Below are 20,913 nucleotides of genomic sequence, written 5' to 3' on the forward strand. Positions count from 1 at the left end.
CTTGGCTCGGGCGTTGCCGCCGCCTCGCCAAGGATTGGGAAAAATCCATCGAAAGCTCAACAGCATGGGCGCAAATCGCTTCAATCCGAATGCTCACAAGGCGCATCGCAAGGTATTGGATCTACGAATGAACTTTTGAATCGGGCTCTGAGACGGTTTACTTCTTTTTTCGCTGTCGTGGGGAGTTCGTTGCCGCGCGATCTGGACGCTTTGAATCAGGCAATTGCCCTGATCTATGACGCAATCTTGCAGGCCGAGTTATGGCCGCTCGCGCTCGATGCGCTTGCGACGCAATGCGAAGGCGCCGGGATCGGCGTTTTTCCGCTGCGGCAAGACATCGCCTCCATGCCTGAATTTCTCCATTCCGGTTCGGATATCGGCGATGCCTGCACGTCATTGGTGACGGAATGGTATTCGCGCTGCCCTTTCATGGCTTACGACGCGCGCCAGCCGGTTATCGACAGGTGCATCTGGGACGGGGATCTGGTCACGCCTGAAAGAATCCGCCATGAACCGTTTTATCAGGACTATGCGCGCTCGTTCGAGCTGGGCCACGCCGTCATGCGCGGCACATCTACCCTGTCTTCGAGCGAGCGTTATGCGATCATATCTCCGTTCTGGCTAAAAACTGGACCGCCATCCGACAGCCAGCGCGCAACATTTGAACTTCTGTCCGCGCATGCCGCAAAGGCCTTGGCGATCTACCTGCGGCTCGGCGCCGCCAACAGGGCGCAGGAACTGATGAACCTGCAGCAATGCGGTGTCGTCACCGTCAACGCGTCCGGCACTGTCATCGCCGCCAATGATGTGGCTCTAAAAATGTCCGGCGACGGCTTTTCGATCGCCGACAAGAGGCTCCGCGCACGCCGACCCGCTGCGCAAAAAGAGCTCGATCGGATGCTGGCCTCTGCCTTCAACCCGGATGCCAGGGACAAGGAGACCTCGCCGGTCGCACTTGCCCGGGCGCATGGGCGCAAACCGCTGATCGTGACCGCCTTTCCGGGTCATGGTCGCAAGGACCGGCTCTCGTCGGCATTCCTCAAAGCCGCCGACACCGTGACCGTGATCATCACCGATCCGGAGGTGTCGGGTGCCGGGAATACCGGGGAGGCGACATTTGCCGCCCTGGGCCTGACCAGGGCCGAAGCAAGAATAGCCGCAATCCTGGGCCGCGGCGTCAGTCCGGAAGCGGCTGCGGAAAGGCTCGACCTGTCTGTCGGGACCGTTCGCACGCATCTCAAGAGCGTCTATGCCAAACTCGGCATTTCCCGCCAGAGCGAACTCGTCGCCATGGCGGGGAAGATGGCGGCGCTGGGGGATTTTTAGGGTGCGGATCTGGGCTGAGTAGCTCGTATGATGGTCGCCGCTTTTCGAGAAAAAACCCTTGGCAGGGTTGCATGAATCTCGGCGTATGCGGATGATGGATCACGAATGAGAGGGAACGAGAGTAGAAGATGATTATTTCCCCGAGGGCATCCCACTTATTTGAATACCTCAATGCATAACAAAGAAATGTTTTGCCGTGTTTGCGGCTTTGAGGACGACATTCCATCTTGGGGTGACGGAAAAGGGTCGTTTGACCTTTGTCCGTGTTGCGGCGTGCAGCATGGCTATGAGGACATTACGCCTTCATCAGTCAGGAAGTATAGAGCTTCGTGGGTGGAAACCGGCCACAAATGGTTCTGTTCTGAAGACAAGCCTGAAAATTGGCAAGCGTCCAGACAAATGGAGAATGTTCCTTCAGAATTTCGATCTGCCCGCGGCTTCCTTATCCAGGCCTCGCAGATCGGCGATTGAGTATGTCGAGGGAGAAGAGGATGCGAGACGCAGAACAAATGGCACTCTGCAAGAAGTACGATGCCATTTATGATCCACCCCCGCCAGGCAGCATGACAGGAATCTCATTCGACCATGATTTTTCCACCATGCCAATCAATGGCCTGCGGCATCCTCCTTATAAAGATACGAATGGATGGTATATCTGGGCATCGACGGACTTTCCGAAAGAGGACGGCTGGAAGGTAATCCATTATTCTCATCTTCCGGATTGCCTTCCGCTGATTGTCAAATTTCTTTGCCTGCCTCCGGGATGGAGGTTTTTGACTGATGGTGCCTATGAAGACGTATGGTTCGACCCAACACTTCTCACCCAGGTCGAAGAGTAGCAGGGTCGTTCAGTCTGCATATTTCATCGGGGAAGCATGTGTCGATCTCTGGCGCCCTGATGGAGCGTGCAAAAAGAAATTGAGTTGCCAAGAAAAGCAGCAGCTTGACCGCTGATTAATCGGAGAATTGAATGAAAAATATCATGATCATAGACGGAGCAGAGAACTGCACCTATGACATATTCGCCGCCGAGGATGCGGAGTTTGAGCAAATATTCGGCGACAAGGAGGTTATCTTTATAGAAGATTTGGTAAAAGGAAAGAAGAAAGGTTTTTTCAACCCGATTTTCAAGGCAATCTGGAAGCGACCTGTCGGGAAAAAGGACGTCGCTGGAATTCACGGCACCATTTTTTACGAGCAATACTATAAGAAGCAATATTTCGAGGACGGCTCGTGGAAGGGTTGGAGCATGGGGAAACGGAGTTGACATCAAGGTCATCAACGACAGCGAAACCAACGAAATCGCTGCCGTATGTCCAATGAACGCATCGGAAATCCGCGAGATGCATCATGCCTGATACGACCGAAACGCGGGAGAGGGGGTTTTGGGGGAATGCCATGCGGCGACTGGGGATATTGTTTTCGATCGTTCTTGCGGCCTGGATCGGCCTGTTGGCCGCCGGGCCGTCTTTGGCGGCAAACGTCGATTTGACGACGCCGGAAGGTGCGGTTTCGGCCTATATTGACGGTGTCGCCCGGCGCGATTTCAAGGCGATCATCGCCGCGACGTCCGCAGACAAGTTCAGCAAGGGTTTTGATTTCGTTGCCAATGTCGAGCGAGTTCGCGCTTTGACGCCGAAGGAACCGGCACCGGCCACCAACCCATTGTTCATAGAGATCAACAGGGCCGAATTCGTGGCGCGGATTGCGCAGCAGATGCAAATGCTGGTCTATGGCCTGATGACGACAAACGACATTCTGCATGGCGGGGTCGTCCTGATGGATAGGGCCAAGGCGGCTGATTTTGCAAACACCGTCCGAGCCGAGCGGCTGGCCGGCCTTAAATTGGTCAAGATCGGCACGCCCAAGGTGGTGAACAGCGAAAAGTACCAGGCCAACTCCGTGAAGTCGGCTAAAACCCTTGGTGCCGACACTGCGACCGAGCGACTGGCCCTCGTCTCGTTCGAAGGGCGCGACTTCGAGATCGGCTTCAGCCTGCTGCGCTATGGAGATATATGGACCGTCGGTGCACAAGTTTCACTGAATACCGACGGCAGCACAACTGGAGCCCCCAAGCGCGTGACGCCGGAAGAGTTTGAGAAAATGCTGCGATAGGGACAGGCGTGAAGTCGCCAGCGACGTTGACAGCAATTGTCGCCACGGATTTGATTGAGACGTCCTGGAAGCTTGAGCGTCGATATGTCTGAAGCGGATATTGCTGGAAAATTCAGGAATTTCGGAACGCCTTATCGAGCGCGCTTCCATGGCTCGATAATAATGAAACCGCAAATGGCCATATCGTTACGGTTCTTCATACCATTCTTTGTCACCCTGATCGTCGGAGCCTGCTCTTGCGCATATCAACATGTGGACAGCATGTTGGATGCGATCGCCAGTAATTCTCTGGGAGCTTTGACAAGCATTTTGCAATCGGGATCAAGTCCGAACTGTAGTAATTTTGACGGGTACACGCCGCTGGGCGCTGCGGTAAAGAACCGCAACGTTTCCGCGATCAAAATACTCCTGTCCTATAAAGCAGATGTTAATCTGACGGATGGTGGAGTCAGCCCACTGTACAATGCTGCTTTATTTAACTGCGTCGAATGCGCGAATATATTGCTATCACATGGCGGAAAGTTCATTGCGATCGACAATGACATTAAGTACTTGGAAAAGTACGATTATGTCACAAGTAGTCCGTTCTGGAAGAGCATCATAAAACAAGGCCAGGCAGAATGATTCACTCTTCCTGTGTAAGGTGCGGCGAAAGCTATGAACCAACCTCCATCCGCACCACGAACTCGATGACCCTGCCTGACAATACACGACCGCACGCGTCCGCACTCATCCCATACCGAAAAGAGAGGAAAGAAGATCGGGGAACTGACCAGGCACCGAAAGATAGTCGTAACAAGCAGGATCCTCAGTAATGCATGACAAAGTTGGACATGGTGCCGTTGGGCTGGCATTGTTTCAGATAGCCGTTCTCGCCGGCGTGATATATTATCTAAATGGTTCGCACTGGAGGGGCTTGCAAATATTCTTTGCGTGCTCGGGCCTTGGTTGCTTGGTGCTGGCTTTCACGCAAAAAAAGTGATGCATTATGTATCGCTTTTTTTCTTCCTTTTTGTCGCCATTCATCTTAACTTGCTGGAGTTTTCTGTCCCTTTATCTCGGCTTTTTCAGGCGACTCGAAGACATTATTTTTTCTTTGCTGATCCAACTTTTAATGATTTCCTGACGAGCAGGTTTTTAATCAATCTTATTATTTCTGGGACCGCCTTTATTATCATCGTGGCCTGCGACATTTTGTGGAGAATTGGCGGATGGTTGGGACGAAGAGCTTTGAGCAACATCAGTAGTGGCAGTGTGTCGCGATAAGCATTTCTCAGGAGTTGCGGGTTGTCGCGTTCCGTAAATTGACTGTGGATGCGTGTGGCTGTGTGCTGGCGGAAATCCTGGCAATGGCCAGCAAGCCTTGCATCATGTGACGATTCGCTTGAAATTGCCATTCATGCCGGTGAGAGCAGTAACTGGTTTCGAGATAGTAGAAAAAGGGGGTAAATTAATGAGGCGGCACGTTCTACTCAGATCATGCATGGTTCTGTTCTTTGCTCTGCTCGGCAATCCGCCCGTATATGCCTGTGATCGTGCGATTGACATGTTGGATGCAATTGCCTCAGATTCCATGGATATTTTGGAGAGCATTCTGAAATCGGGAGAGAGTCCGAATTGCACCGGCCCGGATGACGATACACTATTGGGAGCCGCGGTGACCAACCGAAATATTCCGGCTATCAAGATGCTTCTGAAATATAAAGCCGATGTGAACCAGACAGAAGGCGGAATAAGCCCACTATACGATGCGGCCTTAGCGAACTGTGTTCAGTGTGCCAATTTGTTGATTGCCGCGGGAGGCAAGTTTATTGCAGACGAACTGCAGGTGAAGTCTTTGAGAAGGTACAAGCACATAAATGACAGCCCGTTTTGGAAACGTATAATCGAGGGCGCCGGTTGGAAATGATTTGATCGCTCATTGGCAACAAGAATTTGGACGGGAACACGTCTGAAGTCATATGAAATACGGATATGTGACCTACCCCTCCACCCGCACCCCAGTCTCAATCCCCAGCAGCGCCAGCGCCGGATGGCTGATCCCGGCTGCCCCCGCAGTGGTCGCCGCCCAAGCGCTCGAAGCCGGGTTCCGCTGCATCGCGATGGCCATCGGCAGTGCCGCGGCACCCAGTGCCGGCAGCTCCGACGCATGCTCTGCCGGCATCAGCCTTGGCAGGCGGCTTGTACGGCGGTGGATCATCGCCGGCAGTGGCGGGGTGGCGGCGGCGATCAGGGCGTCTTGCAGATCCGATGGCAGGCCGCCGCCGATGACCACGGTGTCGGGGTCGAAGATCGCCTCGATGTTGCGGATGGCAATGCGTAGATATTGGCCGGCTTCGTCCAGCCAGGCGATCAGACGCGGGTCGCGGTCGCGGATCGCTTGCGCCAGTTCCTCGGCTGGGATTTCGTCGGGGGTGCGGGTCGGGCCGCAGATGACTTCGGCGGCGGAATAGAAGGAGACATATTGTTCGAGGCAGCCGCGGCTGCCGCAGGGGCAGAGCCGGCCGCCGGGCTTGACGATCATATGGCCGATTTCGCCGGCGCCGCCGAAGGCGCCGCGATAGTGCTGGCCGTCGAGCACCAGGCCGCCACCGACGCCGAGATTGAAATGCAGGTAGAAGAAGCTGCGCGCCAGCCGGCCGATGCCGTAGAGCTTTTCGCCTATGGCTGCCACCGTTGCATCGTTTTCGACGAAGGTTCGCAGGCCCGTCAGTTCGGCGAGCCGTGCGGCCAGCGGAAACTTTTCCCAGGCCTCGCCCTCCTGCACCTTGTCGTACCAGAAGGAGCCGTTTTCGACCGTGCCCGGCACCGAGCAGCCGATGCCCCAAACCTGGTCTCGCGTAAGATTAGCCTTACCAAGCAGGTGGTCGACAAGGCCGGCCAGCACCTCCGCTGTGACTTCCGGCGCGCGTTCGCTCAGCTCGCGCGCCTCGCTGGCCACGACTTCGCCGGTGAGATCGACGACGACGCCGGCGACGCGGCGATAGGCGAGGCTGAGCCCCACCGTATAGCCGCCGGTCGGGTCGAGCGACAGTTCGACGGCCGGCTGGCCACGCTGGCCGACGCGCCGGCCCTGCTGGCGGATGAGGCCGGCACCTTCGAGTTCGGCGGCGATGTTGGAGACGGCCTGCACGGTCAGCCCGATCGCCTGGGCGAGTTCTGCTCGCGTCACGGGCTGCGGGCTACGGCGCACCGCGTCGAACACGGCGCGGCGATTGAGCGCCCGGGTTTGCAGGAGATTGGTGCCGGGAAGGGTGTGCTCGCCCTCCATACGCAGATTCATGGCAATGCCTTCAGTGAACTTTCCATTGCAGGATAATCAAAATCCGATTAAATAAAAAGTGTTGTATTATCCTGCCGCGCCTGAATCGAGGGCGATCGGCTGAATTCGCATCCCAAACCGGCATGGAGGAGAGGAAGAAGAGGAACAGAGGAACGCATAGGGGTTTCTCATAAGTAACTATAAGGTTATAAGTTGCGAAGTGGCCGTTCGTTGATGGCCGCTTGTATTGCTTGTTGTCTTCGAACGGTAATGCATTGCCTATTGCTCTGAAATGACGCGATAAATTTAAATTCTTTTCGATTTCAAATGACTAGCGTGCAAGAGTTTTGCGGGCCGAGCGTTTTTGCCGTGTTGTTCTTAGCGGTAACTTGACAATCCGAATTCATCGCTGATAGCTATTCACCAAATAGTTATTTAGCACGAGAGTGAGGGTGAGCATTGTGCGGTCCATGATCGACATAGAGGGCATCTCTAAGTCGTTTTCGACGAAGGCTGCCGGTCCTGTCTTCGCGCTCGAAACCGTCAACCTCAACATATTTGACAAAGAGTTTTTCACATTGCTGGGGCCTTCCGGTTGCGGCAAGACCACGCTGCTGCGCCTGATCGCCGGTTTCGAGGCGCCGACGGAAGGGAAAATCCGCATCGGCGATCTCGATGCCGCAGCGCTGCCGCCGCAGGCGCGGCCGGTCAATACGGTGTTCCAGAGCTATGCGCTGTTCCCGCATATGACGGTGGCGGAGAATGTCGCCTTCGGCCTCGAAATGCTGAAGGTGGCCCGGCCGGAGATCGAGGCGCGCGTGCGCGCCGCACTCGCCATGGTGCGGCTCGACAATTTCGCTTCTCGCTATCCGCGCCAGCTTTCCGGCGGCCAGCAGCAGCGCGTGGCGCTTGCCCGGGCGCTGGCGCCGCGGCCGAAAGTGCTGCTGCTCGACGAGCCGCTGTCGGCACTGGACCTGAAACTGCGCAAGGAAATGCAGGGCGAATTGAAGCGCCTGCAGCAGGAGACGGGCATTACCTTCGTGCTCGTCACCCATGACCAGGAAGAGGCGCTGGCCATGTCCGACCGCATTGCGGTGATGTCGGCGGGGCACGTGCTGCAGGTGGGAGCGCCACGCGAAATCTATGACAATCCCGCAAACCGGTTCGTGGCGGATTTCATCGGCGAATCCAATGTTCTGCCCGGTGCGCTGCTCGGCCGCAGCGCCGACGTCATGATCGCGGTGCGGCCCGAGCGCATCTCGATCGTGCCGGCTGCCAATGACAATGCCGCCGGGCGCGCCCGCGGCAGGATCGAATCCGTCACCTTCCTCGGTCTCGACACGCTCTACGAAGTCTCGCTCGGCGCGGATATCCGGCTGCGCAGCCGCGCGCGCGATGCGCATCCAGCACTCGGTGCCGGAGCTGCGGTGGTGGTCGACTGGCCAGACGATGTCGAGCGGCAATTGGCGAAGTGAGGCGGCGATGAAGAAAAGCTCGACCTACGCGCTCATCGCACCGGCCTTCCTGGTGATCGGCATCTTCATGGTGCTACCGCTGATCATCGCGGTCACCTATTCATTCTTGACCGCCAGTCCCTATGGCGGCGTGACAAAACCTTTCACCTTCGATGCCTATGTCCAGTTCCTCTTCCAGCGTGATTTCGACGACAGCCTGTATTTCTCCTGGAGCTATGTGCTGATCATCGCACGCTCGGTCTACCTGGCGCTCGCGACGACGCTTCTCTGCATGCTCCTCGGCATTCCGGTCGCCTGGTATATCGTCTGCCAATCGGCGGAGCGGCGGCGCATCCTGCTCTTCCTCGTCACGCTGCCGTTCTGGATCAACACGCTGATCCGCACCTATTGCTGGGTGCTGATCCTGCGCGATGAGGGGCTGCTCAACGGTGCGTTCAGGGCCGCCGGCGTCATCGCCACGCCTTTGCCGCTGCTCTACAATGACGGCTCGATCCTGCTGGGGCTGGTCTATACCTTCCTGCCCTTCATGGTGCTGCCGATCTATTCGACCTTGGAGCGCATCGATCCGCGCTTCATCGAGGCGGCGCATGATCTCTATGCCAGCCGCATTGCCGTCTATCGGCGGATCATCTGGCCGCTCGCCAAGCCCGGCGTGCTGGTCGGTGCCAGCCTGGTGTTTGCGCCGGCGCTCGGCTCGTTCCTGGCGCCCGACCTGCTCGGCGGCGGCAAGAAGCTTTTGATCGGCAGCCTGGTGCAGATGCAGTTCACCACGTCGCGCAACTGGCCGTTCGGCGCGGCGCTGTCCGTGCTCGTGACCATCGCCGTGCTGGCGATCTTTCTCAGCCGCTCGCGGCGGGCGGATCGGGAGGCGCTGGCATGAGCGCGGCAAAGCCCTTTACCTGGCGCTATACGCCGGGGCTCAGGCCGTTCACGGCGCTGATCCTGCTGTTTCTCTATGCGCCGCTGATCGTGCTGGTGATCTATTCGTTCAACGCCAACCGGCTGGTGACGGTGTGGACGGGCTTCAGCTTCAACTGGTTTCGCGTCGTCGCCGACAATGACGATATCCGCCGTGCAGCCTGGAACAGCGTCAGCATCGCCATTGTCGCGACGATCGCCTCGACCGCGATTGCCACGGCGGGCGCGCTGGCTTTGGAGCGCGGCGGGCTGCGGTTCGGTCGCGGTATCATGGCGGCCATGGTGGCGCTGCCGCTGATCGTGCCGGAAATCATTGTCGCCATCACCACGCTGATCTTCTTTTCGGCCATCGGCATGAAGAACGGGGTGATCAACCTGATGATCGCCCATACCGTCTTCTGCATCCCCTTCGCCATCCTGCCGATCCAGGCGCGGCTGAAGGATATGGGCGGGGTGCTCGAAGAGGCGGGGCGCGATCTCTATGCCAGCGAATGGCTGCTCTTTCGCCGCATCACGCTGCCGCTGCTGGCGCCGGCGATTGCCGCCGGTGCGCTGATGGCTTTCGTCGTGTCRCTCGATGATTTCCTCATCAGCCTGATGGTCTCCGGCGCCGGCTCCACGACGCTGCCGGTCTATGTCTACGGCATGATGCGCCTCGGCGTGACGCCGGAGGTCAATGCCATTTCCACCATTCTGCTTGCTGTGTCCGTGGTCTTCGTCGTCGCGGCACTGCTGCTCGGACGACGCAACAACGAGGAATAACCGGGTCTGATAACAAGAGGGAAGAACATGAAAAACATGAGGACATATCTCACCGCCAGCCTGTTTGGCCTGGCCATCGGCCTACCCGCGCTGGCGCATGCCGATGGCGGCGAACTGCATATCTACAATTGGACCGACTATACGTCGGAAGACATGATCAAGAAGTTCGAGAAGGAGACCGGCATCAAGGTCACCATCGACACCTATGATTCCAACGAGACGGCGCTTGCCAAGATCAGTTCGGGTGCCGCCGGCTATGACGTGATGATCATTTCCAACGATTTCGTGCCGATCTTCCAGAAGCAGGGCCTGCTGGAAGAGGTCGATGTCGCGTCGATGCCGAACTTCAAAAATCTCGACCCAAAATGGCAGAAGCGTCCCTGGGATCCGGATGGAAAATATTCGGTGCCGTGGGTCTGGGGCACGACCTCCTATTCGGTCGACACCGCCGTCTACAAGGGCCCGACCGACAGTCTGAAGGCGTTGTTCGAGCCTTCGGATGATCTCAAGGGCAAGATCGGCATGTTCGGCTCGCCGTCGGAAGTCATCTCGCTGGCGCTGCTCTATCTCGGCAAGGACCAGTGCAACACCAATCCCGCCGATCTCAAGCAGCTCAACGCATTGCTGCAGGCGCAAAAGCCTTTCGTGAAGGTCTATAACTCCGACGGCACGACCGAGCGGCAGGTGTCGGGCGAGACGGTCATGCATGAGCAGTGGTCGGGCAAGGGGCTGGCCTCGCGGCTGCAGAAGCCGACGATCAAATATGTTTTCGCCAAGGAAGGTGCGATCGGCTGGATGGACAATGTCGCGGTGCCGAAGGGCGCGCCGGATATCGACAACGCGAAGAAATTCCTCAACTTCCTGATGGACCCGGAAAATATCGCCTTGCAGCAGAAATCGACCGGCTATCAGAGCGCGGTCATGGGCTCCGACAAGTTTCTGCCGAAGGAGACCGGTGAATCGCCGGAATTCAATCCGCCGAAGGATTTGAAGATCGTGTTTGCCCCGGCCTGCGAGGAAAAGGCGACGCGGGCCTATGATCGGATTTGGACGGAGTTGCGGCAGTAAGACCCGTCCCGCGGTCGGCGCGGCGGCTGTAGTTTTAAGACCCTCTCTGGCCTGCCGGCCATCTCCCCCACAAGGGGGGAGAAGACTCGTGGCGCTCTCCCTGCCTCAATTGGGGCTCAGCGGAGCCGCGGGTTAAGCCCCTCCCCCTTGTGGGGGTCCGAAGGACGGGTCGAGACCAGTGGCTCGACCCCGTAAGTGGGGCGGGGTCTTTACCCCATATGCGATCGCCTACAGGCGGTCCGCCAATTTCACCAATACCACCCAAGGCCGCGCAAGCGGCCGAAGGCGGTCGAACCACAAGGACAGAGCCATGAACGAAGCCGTCAATCCCGCCACGCTCAAGGGCGTTGCCGCCCCGCCGCCGCCGGCGCATCTCCATGCCCTTGCGCCGCTGACGCCAGACGAGATCGCCAGCGCCGTGGCCGTAGTCAGGGCCGATGCCGCGCTCGGCAAGGACGTGCTGTTCGAGAATATCGATCTGCGCGAACCAACGCCCTCCGAATACCGCGCCTATCTCGACGGCGCCGCCCTGCCGCGCGAGGCGCGCGTCAATGTCAATCATCTCGATGTACCCGGCGTCTGGCAGCTGATCGTGTCGCTGGCCGACAAGACCATCGTGCGGCGCAAGCATTTCCCCAATGCCAAGGCCGCCTTCATGGTCGAGCAGATGGGCAGCGTCGAAGTCAATGTGAAGAAGGACCCGCGCTTCATCGAGGCCTGCCGCAGGCGCGGCATCACCGACATGACCGGCGTCATCGTCGATTCCTGGTCGGGCGGCAATTTCGGCCATCGGGAGGAAGAAGGGCGGCTGATCTCGCACACCTTCTCCTGGCTGCGCGTGGCGGAATTCGCCAATTATTATGCGCATCCGATCGAAGGCCTGAATGCCGTCATCGACGTCAAGACCGGCGAAGTGCTGCGCATCGACGACTATCCTGACCATCCGCCGATCCCGATGACGCGGCACGATTACGATCCGGAATTCCTGCCCGCGCCGCCGGCGCCGCAGAAGCCGATCAATGTCATGCAGCCGGAAGGCGTCAGCTTCACCATCAGGGATCACGCGATTTCCTGGGACAAGTGGACGCTCGCCATCGGCTTCACCCCGCGCGAAGGGCTGGTGCTGCACGATGTGCGCTATGACGGCCGTTCGATCGTCCGCCGTGCCTCCGTCGTCGAGCTGGTCGTGCCCTATGGCTCGCCGCTCTATGGCCATGCACGGCAGAACATTTTCGATGTCGGCGAATACGGTTTTGGCAAGCTCACCAATTCGCTGAAGCTGGGCTGCGACTGCCTCGGCCAGATCCAGTATCTCGATGCGCATGTCAACGGCATCAACGGCGAGGTCGTCACCATCGAGAAGGCCGTCTGCATCCATGAGGAAGACGACGGCATCCTGACCAAGCATTGGGATTTCCGCACCGGCCGCACCGTGCTGCATCGGGGCCGCAAGCTGGTGGTCTCCTCGATCTGCACCGTCGGCAATTATGAATATGCGCAATATTGGTACCTGACGCTCGCCGGCGAGATCGACTACGAGATGAAGGCGACCGGCATCGTCAACACCAATGCCTGCCATCCCGGCCAGCCGGACAAATATTCGACCGAAATCCAGCCGGGTCTCGGTTCGCCGATCCACCAGCACATCTTCTGTGCCCGCCTGGACATGGCGGTGGATGGCGGCGGCAACAGCGTCGTCGAAACCAATTCGCATATGGAGCCGGTGAGCCCGACCAACCCCTATGGCAATGCTTTCTATGCCGTCGACACGGTGTTGAAGACCGAACTGGAGGGTGCCCGCCGCGCCGATCTCTCGACCCATCGCAGCTGGAAGGTGATCAACCCGAATGTGACGAACCATGTCGGCAAGCCGGTGTCCTACAAACTGCATACGCCCAATTGCGTGACGCCGATGATCCAGGACGATGGCCCTTCGGGCATACGCTCCAACTTCATCCGCAATCACATCTGGGTGACGCCGTTCAACGAGGATGAACGCTATCCGGCCGGCGAATTCGTGCCGAATTCCGACGGCAAGGACGGGCTGGCGGAACTGATCAAGCAGGATCGGCCGATCGAGAACACCGATATCGTCGTCTGGCATTCGTTTGGGCTGCATCATGTGGTGCGGGCGGAGGATTTCCCGGTGCAGCCGTGCATTTCCTGCGGGTTTTCGCTGGTGCCGGCGGGGTTCTTTGCGGGGAATCCGGCGAACAACCGAGCGGTTGCGGTGAATGCGGCCAGCGTGCTGGCGGGGGATGGCTCTGGAGGGCATTGTTGTTYGTGACGGAGGTGTTGCGCGACGTGAGGCATTTCTCGGGTGAAAGGGTGAGCGGTGGGTGTGGCTAACCCCCTCTGCCCTGCCGGGCATCTCCCCCTCAAGGGGGGAGATTGGATGGGGCGCTCTGGCCGCTTCCTCTCCGCCGTCACATACCCAGTGCTCGACGCCTAATTGAGGCGGGAGTGAGCCTCTAGCCAATCTCCCCCCTTGAGGGGGAGATGTCCGGCAGGACAGAGGGGGGTGCCGCGGCCTCCGCGCATGCATTCACCCCACGCCGCACCAATCGTGGCGATGAAATTGCATTTATTCAGCCTTCGGCACATCAACGGCCGAAGCTCAGCCCATTTGTAACCATATGGTTACTAGCAACGCAAAACCGCCTGGGGCTGTCAACGACCGCCGTGATCGGCTAGTTGTCTGAACGAATGCAGCCGAATGGGCCGGCGAACACAGGGCCGAGGTGGATATGGACGAGGGGAAGACCGGGCGGGGACGCGGCAAGGCTGAGAGTGCCGGCGAGCCGAAGACGCGGCAGCGTGATCCCGAGCGGACGAGCCAGGCGATCCTGCAGGCGGCCACCAAGGAATTCGCCGAGCGCGGCTATGGCGGCGCGCGCATCGATGCCATTGCCGAGCGCGCCAATATCAACAAGCGCATGCTCTATCACTATTTCGGCGGCAAGGATGCACTCTATGTCGCCGTGCTCGAAGGCAGCTATGTGGCAATCCGCTCGGCCGAGCAGCGGCTTGATCTCTCGCATCGCGCGCCCAGGGAAGGCATGCGCGAACTGATTGTTTTCACATGGCAATATTTCCTCGATCATCCGGAATTCCTGGGCATTCTCGGCACCGAGAATCTCAACAAGGCGAAATTTCTCAAACGTTCGGCGCGGATTTTCGAACTGCATTCGCCGCTGGTGAACGAGATTTCCGGCCTGCTCGAACGCGGCGTCGCCTCCGGTGAATTCCGCGCCGGGCTCGACCCGGTGAAGATCTATATGAGCATCGCCTCGCTCGGCGCTTTCTTCCTCACCAATCGCTGGACGCTGTCGACGATCTTTCGTCGCAACCTCGCCGACAAGGCCGAACTGGATGCCTGGGGCCAGCACATCGTCGATGTGATTTTCGCCTATCTCAGGCCCTGATCGCAGCTTTCCAAAAAATCGGACTCTCGGTTCATTTGCCGGCTTCCCCTGCCTGTGGCATGGGTTGACAGTCGTCTTTTCGAGTGCCTATTATGTAACCATATGGTTATTTATGGGAGGCAAACGATGGCGGTGAAATCGATCGGCATCATCATGCACGGCATTACCGGTCGCATGGGTTACAATCAGCATCTGGTCCGTTCCATCCTGGCGATCCGCGACCAGGGCGGCATGATGCTTGCCAATGGCGATCGCCTGGTGCCCGATCCGATCCTGGTGGGCCGCAATGCCGACAAGATCGGCGAGATCGCCAAAAAACATGGCGTGGCCCGCACGACGACCGACCTCGATGCGGCACTGGCCAACCCTGATGACACGATCTTCTTCGATGCCGGCTCGACCCAGATGCGCGTCGGCCTGCTGAAGAAGGCGATTGCCGCGGGCAAGCATGTCTATTGCGAAAAGCCGATTTCCGAGACCTTGGATGAGGCGCTGTCGATCGCAGCGATCGCCGAAAAGGCCGGCGTCAAGAATGGCGTGGTGCAGGACAAGCTGTTCCTGCCCGGCCTCAGGAAGATCAAGTTGCTGCGCGATAGCGGCTTCTTCGGCAAGATCCTCTCGGTGCGTGGCGAGTTCGGCTACTGGGTGTTCGAGGGCGACTGGGGCGTCAAGGCGCAGCGGCCGTCATGGAATTACCGCAAGGCCGATGGCGGCGGCATGATCCTCGATATGCTGCCGCATTGGCGCTATGTGCTCGACAACCTGTTCGGCGAGGTCAAGGCGGTCAGCTGCTATGGCGCCACCCATATTCCGAGCCGCGTCGATGAAGCCGGCAAGGCCTACAAGGCCGACACCGACGACGCGGCCTATGCGACATTCGAGCTCGACGGCGGCGTCGTGGCGCAGATCAATTCGTCCTGGGCGGTGCGCGTGCGCCGCGACGATCTCGTTACCTTCCAGGTCGACGGCACGCATGGCTCTGCCGTTTGCGGGCTGATGAAATGCTGGACGCAGCACCGCGTCAACACGCCGAAGCCGGTGTGGAATCCCGACCAGGCGCAGCCGATCAATTTCTTCAACACTTGGGAAGAAGTCCCGGAAACGCAAGCGTTCGACAACGGCTTCAAGGTGCAGTGGGAAGATTTCCTGCGCCATGTCGTCGAGGATGCACCGTGGAAATTCACCCTGCGCGAAGGCGCCAAGGGCGTGCAGCTGGCCGAGCTGGCGCATAAGAGCTGGCAGGAGCGCCGCTGGGTCGACGTGCCGTCGCTCGCTGACGTTCCGGCACTGAAGGTGGCCTGAACCATGGGCCGCACGCTTCGCCTGCCCGTATCCGGCGGCACGATCACCGATTACCAGATCGCCAACTCGCCGATTCCTGTGCCGGAAAAGGCAGCCAATGGTCATGCGTTCAATCGCGTCGCCTATGCCGCTGCCCATATCGTCGTCGATCCCCTGGCCGACAACGATCCCTGGCTCGACCGGGCGATCGACTGGGAGCGGACGGTGGCGTTCCGCGAATATCTCTGGGATCTGGGGCTCGGCGTCGCCGAGGCCATGGACACCGCGCAGCGCGGCATGGGGCTTGATTGGGCCGGCGCGCAGGAGGTGATCCGGCATCTGCAATCGGCGGCGAAGAGCCACAAGCATGCGCGGATCGCCTATGGCGCCGGCACCGATCATCTGGCGCCCGGGGCGGGCGTCACGATCGACGATGTCATCGCCGCCTATGAGGAACAGGTGGCCTATGTCGAGAGCCAGGGCGGCCGCATCATCCTGATGGCGAGCCGGGCGCTGGCCGCGGCGGCGAAAAGCCCGGATGATTATGTGCGCGTCTATGACCGCATTCTCGGCCAGGTGAAGGAGCCGGTGATCATCCACTGGCTCGGCGACATGTTCGACCCGGCGCTCAAGGGCTATTGGGGCTCGGCCGACGAGATGGCGGCGATGCAGACGGCGGTGGCGATCATCAACGACAATGCCGCCAAGGTCGATGGCGTCAAGATCTCGCTGTTGTCAGCGGAAAAAGAGATCGTCATGCGCCGGCAGCTCGATCCACGGGTCAAAATGTATACCGGCGACGACTTCAACTATGCCGAATTGATCGCCGGCAACGACCAAGGCTATTCGCATGCGCTGCTCGGCATTTTCGATGCCATAGCGCCTGCCGCCAGCGCCAGCCTGCAGAAGCTGGCTGCCAATGATCTTGATGGCTTCCATGCCATCCTGGCGCCGACCGTGCCGCTGTCGCGGCATATCTTCAAGGCACCGACGCGGTTCTACAAGACCGGCGTGGTATTCCTCGCCTATCTCAACGGCTTCCAGGATCATTTCACCATGCTGGGCGGCCAGCAGAGCGCGCGCTCCATCGTGCATCTGGCGGAGCTTCTCCGCCTGGCGGACCAGGCACGGGTGCTGCGTGATCCGGACCTGGCGGCCGCACGGATGAAGACCATCCTCTCCACGGTCGGCGTGAGCTAAGGGGGAGGGCGGCATGGCAGTCGAAGGTCTCTCGATCAATCTCGCCACCACCCGCGGCCAATATGGGTTCGCCGAAGCGGTCGATGCCTGCTTGGCGCAGGATATCACTGCCATCTCGCCTTGGCGCGACCAGGTGCACAAGATCGGGCTGAAGGAAGCGGCGCGCATCGTCGATCTCAACAAGCTGCGCGTCACCGGCCATTGCCGTGGCGGCATGTTTCCGGCGGCCGACAAGGAAAAGCGCCAGGCGCAGATCGACGACAATCTGCTGGCCATCGAGGAAGCCGCCGCTCTGGGCGCCGATTGCCTCGTGCTGGTCGTCGGCGGCCTGCCCGAGGGATCGAAAAATATTTCCGCCGCCCGGCAGATGGTGGCGGACGGCATCGCGGCCATCCTCCCTGCCGCCAAAGCCGCGGGCGTGCCGCTCGCCATCGAGCCGCTGCATCCGATGTATGCGGCCGACCGGGCCTGCGTCAACACGCTCGAACAGGCGCTCGACATCTGCGACCTGCTGGGCGATGGCATCGGCGTGGCGGTTGATGTCTACCACGTCTGGTGGGACCCGAAGCTCGAAGAGCAGATCGCCCGCGCCGGGCGGGGAAAGCGCATCCTGGCGCACCACGTTTGCGACTGGCTGGTGCCGACCGTCGACCTGCTGCTCGACCGCGGCATGATGGGCGATGGCATCATCGACCTCAAGCATATCCGCGCCGAGATCGAGAAAGCCGGTTTTCTCGGCCATCAGGAGGTCGAGATCTTTTCCGCCAACAACTGGTGGAAGCGGCCGGGCGAGGAGGTGCTCGCGACCTGCGTCGAGCGCTTCCGGACAGTCTGCTGAGAGGAATTTGACCGAGGGGGTTTGCCCCCTCTGACATTGGAGGAGATGGACATGGCCTTTCATTCCTATAACCCGACCACCGGCGCCCTGATCGGCACCTATGAGGAGCATTCCGACGCCGAGGTAGCAGAGATCATTGCGCGCGCGCACGACACCTGGAAATCCTGGTCGGCCAGGCCGCTCGAAGAGCGCACGGCCTTTCTGATCAGGCTCGCCGAACTGCTCGAACAACGCGCCGAGGATTATGCGGCGCTGATCGTCTCGGAAATGGGCAAGCCGTTCGGCGAGGCCAAGGGCGAAGTGCTGAAATCGGCCTTCGGCGCCAGGCATTTTGCCACCGACGGGGTCAAATACATCGCCGACGAGCCGATCCCCGGCACGCCGTCGAAGATCATCTACCAGTCGATCGGGCCGATCTTCGGCGTCATGCCGTGGAACCTGCCGTTCTGGCAGGTGCTGCGCTTCTTCATTCCGGCGGCACTTGTCGGCAATACCGTGATCGTCAAGCATGCAGAAAGCGTGCTCGGCTGCGCGGCTGCGATCGAAAAGCTGGTCCTCGATGCCGGCGGCCCGGTCGGCCTTTACAACAATCTCGTGATCGACCGTAAACGGGCGCCTGCTGTCATCGCCGACCCGCGCATCGTCGCCGTCACCGTCACCGGCTCGACGCTGGCCGGCCGCACCGTGGCGCAGCAGGCCGGCTCGCTCGGCAAGAAAGTGGTGCTCGAACTCGGCGGCTCCGACCCGTTCATCGTCTTCTCCGATGCCGATTTCGACAAGGCGGTGCAGATGGCGGTGACCTCGCGCTATTCCAACAATGCGCAAAGCTGCATCGCAGCAAAACGCCTGTTCGTCGAGGAATCGATTGCCGAAAAGTTCACCCAGGCCTTCGTCGAGGCAGTGAAGAAAATCCCGGTCGGCGACCCGATGAAGCCGGAAACCAAGCTCGGCCCGCTGGCTCGCAGCGATATCCGCGACAACACCCAGCGCCAGGTGGACGAGGCGGTGAAGGCCGGCGCCAAGGTGCTGACCGGCGGCAAGAAAATGGAAGGGCCGGGCAATTTTTATGAGGCGACGGTGATTTCCGGCCTGCCGCATGACGCGCCAATCGCGCGGGAAGAGTTTTTCGGGCCAGTGGCGATGCTCTATACGTTCAGGAACGAGGACGAGGCGGTGCGGCTGGCCAATGACACGGATTATGGCCTGGGCGCGACGGTGTGGAGCGGCGATGCGGAGAAGGCCAATCGGGTGGCCGGCAAGCTCGAGGCGGGGGCGGTGTTCATCAATGATTTCGTGCGGTCGGATCCGCGCGCGCCGTTTGGGGGTGTGAAGGGGTCGGGGTTCGGGCGCGAGCTTGGTGGACTGGGGGCGCGGGAGCTGACGAATGCGAAATTGGTTTGGGGTGGGGTGTGAGGTTAAATAATAGAGCACGGTAGGCCCGGCTTGCTCCCTCTTCTCCCCTCGGGGAGAAGATGCCCGCAGGGCAGATGAGGGGGCTTCGCGGGTGGGACGTCCCCCTCATCCGGCGCTTCGCGCCACCTTCTCCCCGCTGGGGAGAAGAGGGAGGCCGCTGCGGCGCTTTTGCCAAACGCACCGCCTCAAGGGGCTTTCAACGGCCAGCTAAGCCCTTTCCTATGTGCTTCCATATATTCATCAAACGTGATGACGTCGCCGGTCGTGCCATGAACGAAAAATATCGCAGGACCGTCAAGCAGTGTGCCCTGAGGTGAGATGCGGTCCACACCGAATGACCAATGGTCAGGTTCGACGTCATCACGACCTCCAGCGTAAATTTCCAACCGCCAGCCGCGCAAGTCCAGCTTCGCGATATGGTCCTCGAGAAGCGCCCTTGCTTGCTCAAGCGATATTTTTGGCTTCCGGCGTTTCTCGAACTTCACCCCCAATTTCCCGCATTTTTGGCTTCGTCATCTTCTCGCTTTGACCGCTTACGCCAAAATCCTCACCCTCCAACCCCCTTCGCCGCCGCAATGACCTCATCGACCGACACCGGCGCAAAGCCGCAGGCGTCGACGCCGACATTGAAGCGGTTGCATTTCAGCTCGATCGGGGCATCCGGCAGGTTCGGATTGCGGAACTCTTTCGCATGGGTGTGGCAATGCAAGTGGATCGAGCCGCGAAAGCGCCCGTTCCAGTCCTCGATTGGATAGTGGAAGAGGACGAAGCGTGCGCCACCCGCCTTGAGCTCGTGATAATCGCGGACATCCGTGATCGAGCCCCCGGCGCCTTCGAGCTCAGAACGATCGTCATGATTGCCGATGAGCACGAATTTCTGGCCGTTGAGGCGCTCCATCCACGGCGTCACGGCTTTCCAGGCGACGTCACCGAGATGGTAGACGCAGTCGCCGGGTCCGACCTTGGCGTTCCAGCGTTCGACGAGCGTTTCGTTCATTTCCTCGACATCGGCGAACGGCCGGTTGGCGAGCTTGATGATGTTGGCATGGCCGAAATGGGTGCAGCCGGTGAAGAAGATCTGCATTGGTTTTTCTCTTGAAGGGTAGTGTGAAGGTTTGCGGCGGACCCGTCGAGGCCGCCGTCGGTGGCCACATCTCCCAAGGGCAGGACAGAAGTTGCGAACCATGGGTTCTGATGGCGAACGGATTGGATTGCACTTGCCGTTTTACGCAGCGAGCATTTTCTCCCAATCCCACTTGCGCAGCGTAATCGAGAGCGAAGGCTTCAAACCCTCCGTCAGCAGGAGCAGTATCTCGTCGCTATCATAGTGACCGCAGAACTCGTCGTCGCTATCACTCTCGTAAGTTTCGTCCCGTTTGAGGGCATGTTCCCCGGTGAACCTGGACAGGATGTTCTTGTTTTTCATTTTTGAGAGACGCTTGCCGTCTGCAAACCGAGCGTCTTCTGTCCAGATATAATATGCCCGGTAATCGCCATAATGGCCTGGATAGAGCCAGACCGTGTTGATCAAGCGGTCGCGTCCCGGGGGGAGGTGTAGCTCGGCGGTAGCGAAGCCGCTCGCGAGCGCGCCCTCCACAGCGCTGTAGCGAGTGAGCGGCGTAGCGGGTGGTCATCAATGTTTTTCCGGTAGGCTCGGGTTGTTCAAGCTCAAACCTGATGGAAAGACCACCGATGACCGATGACATGATGACCCTTCGCTCGCTTGTTGAGAATAGTGCTGATACCGATTTATTGCGCGAGATGATCGGCTTTACGGCCGAGAAGCTGATGGAACTGGAGATTGGCGCCAAAACGGGTGCTGCTTATGGC

The 20,913-nt window shown here is 59.4% G+C and carries 21 protein-coding genes and 2 pseudogenes; 19 read left to right on the top strand and 4 right to left on the bottom strand.

The features are described from left to right. From AC1DYF_RS38190 to AC1DYF_RS38225, 8 genes and pseudogenes are all read left to right on the top strand, one after another. A pseudogene (locus tag AC1DYF_RS38190) lies at nt 1-131 on the top strand (IS5/IS1182 family transposase); the annotation flags it as partial. A gap of 58 nt (nt 132-189) precedes the next feature. Beyond that, nucleotides 190-1,326, top strand: coding sequence for a helix-turn-helix transcriptional regulator (locus AC1DYF_RS38195; protein WP_477883860.1), 1,137 nt, complete (start codon nt 190-192; stop codon nt 1,324-1,326). 171 nt (nt 1,327-1,497) lie between these two features. After that, nucleotides 1,498-1,797 (top strand): hypothetical protein, encoded by a 300-nt coding sequence (locus tag AC1DYF_RS38200; RefSeq protein WP_477883862.1) that lies wholly within the window; start codon nt 1,498-1,500, stop codon nt 1,795-1,797. A 20-nt stretch (nt 1,798-1,817) separates the two neighbouring features. Next, nucleotides 1,818-2,165, top strand: a complete 348-nt coding sequence (locus AC1DYF_RS38205; protein ID WP_477883864.1) for an immunity protein Imm33 domain-containing protein — start codon at nt 1,818-1,820, stop codon at nt 2,163-2,165. Nucleotides 2,166-2,296: 131 nt separating this feature from the next. After that, a complete protein-coding gene (locus AC1DYF_RS38210) occupies nt 2,297-2,593 on the top strand; it encodes a hypothetical protein (protein ID WP_477883866.1) in 297 nt (98 codons plus the stop codon). Nucleotides 2,594-2,676: 83 nt separating this feature from the next. Next, complete coding sequence (locus tag AC1DYF_RS38215) at nt 2,677-3,441, top strand: hypothetical protein (RefSeq protein ID WP_477883868.1); 765 nt, start codon at nt 2,677-2,679, stop codon at nt 3,439-3,441. Between the two features lie 84 nt (nt 3,442-3,525). Then, nucleotides 3,526-4,065 (top strand): ankyrin repeat domain-containing protein, encoded by a 540-nt coding sequence (locus AC1DYF_RS38220; RefSeq protein ID WP_477883870.1) that lies wholly within the window; start codon nt 3,526-3,528, stop codon nt 4,063-4,065. Between the two features lie 859 nt (nt 4,066-4,924). Then, on the top strand, nt 4,925-5,350 hold the full coding sequence (locus AC1DYF_RS38225) for an ankyrin repeat domain-containing protein (RefSeq protein ID WP_477883872.1): 426 nt from the start codon (nt 4,925-4,927) through the stop codon (nt 5,348-5,350). Nucleotides 5,351-5,422: 72 nt separating this feature from the next. Here the strand turns inward: AC1DYF_RS38225 and AC1DYF_RS38230 are convergent, their stop codons facing one another. Next, nucleotides 5,423-6,724 (bottom strand): ROK family transcriptional regulator, encoded by a 1,302-nt coding sequence (locus AC1DYF_RS38230; protein WP_477883874.1) that lies wholly within the window; start codon nt 6,722-6,724, stop codon nt 5,423-5,425. 449 nt (nt 6,725-7,173) lie between these two features. Here AC1DYF_RS38230 and AC1DYF_RS38235 point away from each other — a divergent pair, with 449 nt between their 5' ends. The 10 genes from AC1DYF_RS38235 to AC1DYF_RS38280 all read left to right on the top strand — a co-directional run bounded on the left by AC1DYF_RS38235 (nt 7,174) and on the right by AC1DYF_RS38280 (nt 19,083). Beyond that, entirely contained in the window at nt 7,174-8,178 is a 1,005-nt protein-coding gene (locus AC1DYF_RS38235) for an ABC transporter ATP-binding protein (RefSeq protein ID WP_477883899.1), read from the top strand. 7 nt (nt 8,179-8,185) lie between these two features. Further along, a complete protein-coding gene (locus AC1DYF_RS38240) occupies nt 8,186-9,058 on the top strand; it encodes an ABC transporter permease (RefSeq protein ID WP_477883876.1) in 873 nt (290 codons plus the stop codon). Further along, nucleotides 9,055-9,858, top strand: coding sequence for an ABC transporter permease (locus AC1DYF_RS38245; protein WP_477883878.1), 804 nt, complete (start codon nt 9,055-9,057; stop codon nt 9,856-9,858). The genes AC1DYF_RS38240 and AC1DYF_RS38245 overlap by 4 nt, the downstream gene beginning before the upstream one ends. A gap of 27 nt (nt 9,859-9,885) precedes the next feature. Beyond that, nucleotides 9,886-10,926: an extracellular solute-binding protein gene (locus tag AC1DYF_RS38250; RefSeq protein ID WP_477883880.1), complete on the top strand. Its 1,041-nt coding sequence runs from the start codon at nt 9,886-9,888 to the stop codon at nt 10,924-10,926. Between the two features lie 310 nt (nt 10,927-11,236). After that, a complete protein-coding gene (locus AC1DYF_RS38255) occupies nt 11,237-13,213 on the top strand; it encodes a primary-amine oxidase (protein ID WP_477883882.1) in 1,977 nt (658 codons plus the stop codon). A 460-nt stretch (nt 13,214-13,673) separates the two neighbouring features. Next, nucleotides 13,674-14,351 carry a TetR family transcriptional regulator gene (locus tag AC1DYF_RS38260; protein ID WP_477883884.1) on the top strand — a complete coding sequence of 226 codons (678 nt, stop codon included), beginning with the start codon at nt 13,674-13,676 and terminating at the stop codon, nt 14,349-14,351. 126 nt (nt 14,352-14,477) lie between these two features. Beyond that, nucleotides 14,478-15,653: a Gfo/Idh/MocA family protein gene (locus AC1DYF_RS38265; protein WP_477883886.1), complete on the top strand. Its 1,176-nt coding sequence runs from the start codon at nt 14,478-14,480 to the stop codon at nt 15,651-15,653. A 3-nt stretch (nt 15,654-15,656) separates the two neighbouring features. Next, nucleotides 15,657-16,832: a dihydrodipicolinate synthase family protein gene (locus AC1DYF_RS38270; RefSeq protein WP_477883888.1), complete on the top strand. Its 1,176-nt coding sequence runs from the start codon at nt 15,657-15,659 to the stop codon at nt 16,830-16,832. A gap of 13 nt (nt 16,833-16,845) precedes the next feature. Continuing rightward, complete coding sequence (locus tag AC1DYF_RS38275) at nt 16,846-17,670, top strand: sugar phosphate isomerase/epimerase family protein (RefSeq protein ID WP_477883890.1); 825 nt, start codon at nt 16,846-16,848, stop codon at nt 17,668-17,670. A gap of 51 nt (nt 17,671-17,721) precedes the next feature. Beyond that, on the top strand, nt 17,722-19,083 hold the full coding sequence (locus AC1DYF_RS38280; protein ID WP_477883892.1) for an NAD-dependent succinate-semialdehyde dehydrogenase: 1,362 nt from the start codon (nt 17,722-17,724) through the stop codon (nt 19,081-19,083). Between the two features lie 185 nt (nt 19,084-19,268). Here the strand turns inward: AC1DYF_RS38280 and AC1DYF_RS38285 are convergent, their stop codons facing one another. From AC1DYF_RS38285 to AC1DYF_RS38295, 3 genes are all read right to left on the bottom strand, one after another. Further along, entirely contained in the window at nt 19,269-19,568 is a 300-nt protein-coding gene (locus AC1DYF_RS38285; protein ID WP_477883894.1) for a hypothetical protein, read from the bottom strand. A 62-nt stretch (nt 19,569-19,630) separates the two neighbouring features. Next, nucleotides 19,631-20,167, bottom strand: coding sequence for a metallophosphoesterase (locus tag AC1DYF_RS38290; RefSeq protein WP_477883896.1), 537 nt, complete (start codon nt 20,165-20,167; stop codon nt 19,631-19,633). Between the two features lie 141 nt (nt 20,168-20,308). After that, the gene (locus AC1DYF_RS38295) at nt 20,309-20,614 is read right to left on the bottom strand and encodes a hypothetical protein (RefSeq protein WP_477883897.1); all 306 of its coding nucleotides are present in this window, start codon (nt 20,612-20,614) and stop codon (nt 20,309-20,311) included. Between the two features lie 161 nt (nt 20,615-20,775). Between AC1DYF_RS38295 and AC1DYF_RS38300 the strand changes: the two are divergent. Beyond that, nucleotides 20,776-20,913, top strand: a pseudogene (locus AC1DYF_RS38300) (IS256 family transposase); the annotation flags it as partial.

Source organism: Rhizobium sp. P2_G9, from assembly GCF_056403475.1.

Coding starts and splice junctions, on each gene's coding strand:
- AC1DYF_RS38200 (WP_477883862.1), top strand. CDS start 1,498: ATGCATAACAAAGAAATGTTTTGCCGTGTTTGCGGCTTTGAGGACGAC.
- AC1DYF_RS38205 (WP_477883864.1), top strand. CDS start 1,818: ATGCGAGACGCAGAACAAATGGCACTCTGCAAGAAGTACGATGCCATT.
- AC1DYF_RS38210 (WP_477883866.1), top strand. CDS start 2,297: ATGAAAAATATCATGATCATAGACGGAGCAGAGAACTGCACCTATGAC.
- AC1DYF_RS38215 (WP_477883868.1), top strand. CDS start 2,677: ATGCCTGATACGACCGAAACGCGGGAGAGGGGGTTTTGGGGGAATGCC.
- AC1DYF_RS38220 (WP_477883870.1), top strand. CDS start 3,526: ATGTCTGAAGCGGATATTGCTGGAAAATTCAGGAATTTCGGAACGCCT.
- AC1DYF_RS38225 (WP_477883872.1), top strand. CDS start 4,925: ATGGTTCTGTTCTTTGCTCTGCTCGGCAATCCGCCCGTATATGCCTGT.
- AC1DYF_RS38230 (WP_477883874.1), bottom strand. CDS start 6,724: ATGAATCTGCGTATGGAGGGCGAGCACACCCTTCCCGGCACCAATCTC.
- AC1DYF_RS38235 (WP_477883899.1), top strand. CDS start 7,174: ATGATCGACATAGAGGGCATCTCTAAGTCGTTTTCGACGAAGGCTGCC.
- AC1DYF_RS38240 (WP_477883876.1), top strand. CDS start 8,186: ATGAAGAAAAGCTCGACCTACGCGCTCATCGCACCGGCCTTCCTGGTG.
- AC1DYF_RS38250 (WP_477883880.1), top strand. CDS start 9,886: ATGAAAAACATGAGGACATATCTCACCGCCAGCCTGTTTGGCCTGGCC.
- AC1DYF_RS38260 (WP_477883884.1), top strand. CDS start 13,674: ATGGACGAGGGGAAGACCGGGCGGGGACGCGGCAAGGCTGAGAGTGCC.
- AC1DYF_RS38265 (WP_477883886.1), top strand. CDS start 14,478: ATGGCGGTGAAATCGATCGGCATCATCATGCACGGCATTACCGGTCGC.
- AC1DYF_RS38270 (WP_477883888.1), top strand. CDS start 15,657: ATGGGCCGCACGCTTCGCCTGCCCGTATCCGGCGGCACGATCACCGAT.
- AC1DYF_RS38275 (WP_477883890.1), top strand. CDS start 16,846: ATGGCAGTCGAAGGTCTCTCGATCAATCTCGCCACCACCCGCGGCCAA.
- AC1DYF_RS38280 (WP_477883892.1), top strand. CDS start 17,722: ATGGCCTTTCATTCCTATAACCCGACCACCGGCGCCCTGATCGGCACC.
- AC1DYF_RS38290 (WP_477883896.1), bottom strand. CDS start 20,167: ATGCAGATCTTCTTCACCGGCTGCACCCATTTCGGCCATGCCAACATC.